Source organism: Wolbachia endosymbiont of Drosophila nikananu (assembly GCF_028981865.1).
In the GTDB taxonomy this organism is placed as follows: Bacteria; Pseudomonadota; Alphaproteobacteria; order Rickettsiales; family Anaplasmataceae; genus Wolbachia; species Wolbachia pipientis_B.
Map to the genome: position 1 here is coordinate 1 of NZ_JAPQLL010000028.1, position 2,368 is coordinate 2,368.

2 protein-coding genes, 1 rRNA gene and 1 other RNA gene are annotated in these 2,368 nt (G+C 53.6%); all 4 read left to right on the forward strand.

The genetic code is table 11. From position 1 onward, the window contains the following. The first annotated feature begins 79 nt into the window (after positions 1-79). A non-coding RNA gene (ssrS, locus tag OZD67_RS01820) (6S RNA) lies at positions 80-236 on the forward strand. After that, on the forward strand, positions 223-804 hold the full coding sequence (locus tag OZD67_RS01825; protein WP_064275692.1) for a 5-formyltetrahydrofolate cyclo-ligase: 582 nt from the start codon (positions 223-225) through the stop codon (positions 802-804). The genes ssrS and OZD67_RS01825 overlap by 14 nt, the downstream gene beginning before the upstream one ends. Before the next feature lie 3 nt (positions 805-807). Next, positions 808-1,623: a TIGR00282 family metallophosphoesterase gene (locus tag OZD67_RS01830; protein ID WP_274999667.1), complete on the forward strand. Its 816-nt coding sequence runs from the start codon at positions 808-810 to the stop codon at positions 1,621-1,623. A 400-nt stretch (positions 1,624-2,023) separates the two neighbouring features. Continuing rightward, positions 2,024-2,368, forward strand: a 16S ribosomal RNA gene (locus OZD67_RS01835); the annotation flags it as partial.

Here is a 2,368-nt window from a genome sequence, read left to right on the forward strand (position 1 = left end):
GTTTGGCTGAGACACTCGAAAAGGAAGGGTAATCGACGGGTTCCCGTTGAATATCTCTCCGCAGTGTCTAATATGTAGTTCGGAGCTGCCTGGTGCGTCAGGCAAATCAACCCCCGGGCCGATAAGCATTCCTACGGGAACTGGCTCTGTCGTGGCCCTGGTCACGTTAACCGGTGCCCACCTGCACTTGCAGGTCTAGGAGGGCTGAAAAGACCAACGGCTTTGGCGGCTCCACAGATTTCTTCCATCGATCAGCAAAAAAAAGAACTCCGTGACCTCATGGCTGAGAGGCGCAGGAATGCGCCAGCGCATGCAGAAGCGGACCTTCTGGGGCGGATTTTCAAAACCGTTCAGACTTATGATGCTCCGAGCGTAGCGGCAGTTTGGCCCCTGCCGGGAGAAATCGATCTTCGACCTTTGTGTTCCCGGCTGGCTCGTGATGGGCGACGCGTTGCGCTGCCCGAGACGACACCCAAAGGAACGCCTCTCGTTTTTCGGGAGTGGAGCGAAGACAGCCGCATGCTGGCAGGTCGCTTTGGGACATCTCATCCTGATGGCCCCATTCTTATTCCTGATCTTGTTCTTGTTCCTTTTCTGGCGTTTGACCGGAAAGGTTTTCGCTTGGGCTATGGGGGCGGTTATTATGACCGCACTCTGGCGCAGCTGAATGTGCCCGCAATTGGCTTCGGTTTTGCCTTTCAGGAAATGAAAAGCATTCCCGTTGGGCCGTACGATATTCCCCTTTCTGTTGTCGTCACTGAAAAAGAGACGATTCAGACGGGGCCTTATAATTTGGAAGGCTGACTGTTGAGACTGCTGTTTCTGGGCGACGTTGTAGGTCGGAGTGGACGTGAAGCAATAACCGACAACTTGCCGGAGTGGCGTAAAAAGCTCTCTTTGGATCTGGTTATCGTGAATGCGGAGAACGCTTCACATGGTTATGGCCTTTCCCCTGATATCGCGAGAAGCCTGTTCTCTGCCGGTGTAGATGTCATCACGTTGGGCAACCATGCCTGGGACAGGCGCGATATGGTGAGCCACATCAGCCAGATGCCTAATATCGTGCGTCCTATAAACTATCCCGCAGGGACGCCGGGGCAGGGGAGCTACATTATAGATCTGGAGCGTGGTCGCCGCGCTCTGGTGGTCAATGTCATGGGGCGAATTTTCATGGACCCGCTGGATGATCCCTTTCGGGTCGTCGGTGAACTGCTGTCCCGTCATCGGCTTGGCGTGACCGTGAATGCAATCGTCGTAGACATTCACGCGGAAGCGACCAGTGAGAAGATGGGCTTTGGTCAGTTCTTCGACGGGCGGGTGTCGCTGGTTGTTGGAACACATACGCATGTGCCGACGGCAGATCATCGTATTCTTCACAAAGGAACGGCCTATCAGACGGATGCCGGCATGTGCGGTGACTATGACAGTGTCATCGGTATGGGGAAGGAAGCGTCCCTTCATCGGCTGATCCGTAAAATCCCAGGGGAGCGCCCTCAGCCAGCAGAAGGCGAGGCGACAGTTTGCGGTCTGATGGTCGAGACAAACGACGCCACAGGTCTGGCTGTCCGCGTCGCTCCTTTAAGGATGGGAGGGCATCTGGCGCCGAACTGGCCGGATTTCTGACGTGGGACAAAGATTTCAGAAGAAAAATGCAGAAAATGAAAGTTTTTTCTGAGGGCTAAAAGGGTGAAAAGTGTGGATTTCTCGCGTTTTCCCCAATTTACAGTCATTTTTCTTGTGGATAAGTGTTGTGTGATGATTGTTTGACAGTGATGTGTGGTGGCCGTATAAGCCCGTTCACCGACGCGGCGGGGCCTTCTTCGAGGGTCTGGCCGGGGCGGTTTGAGATGCTGATCTTTGAAAATTGAATATGGAATTGGAAGGGATATGTTGGCGGCGTTTTGGTGCTGCTGGTTTTGGGATTATTTTCCTGAGACCTGAGTGTCGAACGTTTGGACGCTGATGTATCTTTTTAAGATGCTTCAATTAAGCCTGACGTTTTTTCATTTGGGTTTAGAGGATTGAACCTGAGAGTTTGATCCTGGCTCAGAGCGAACGCTGGCGGCATGCTTAACACATGCAAGTCGCACGGATCTTTCGGGATCAGTGGCGGACGGGTGAGTAACGCGTAGGGATCTATCCACGGGTGGGGGACAACTCCGGGAAACTGGAGCTAATACCGCATGATACCTGAGGGTCAAAGGCGCAAGTCGCCTGTGGAGGAACCTGCGTTCGATTAGCTAGTTGGTGGGGTAAAGGCCTACCAAGGCGATGATCGATAGCTGGTTTGAGAGGATGATCAGCCACACTGGGACTGAGACACGGCCCAGACTCCTACGGGAGGCAGCAGTGGGGAATATTGGACAAT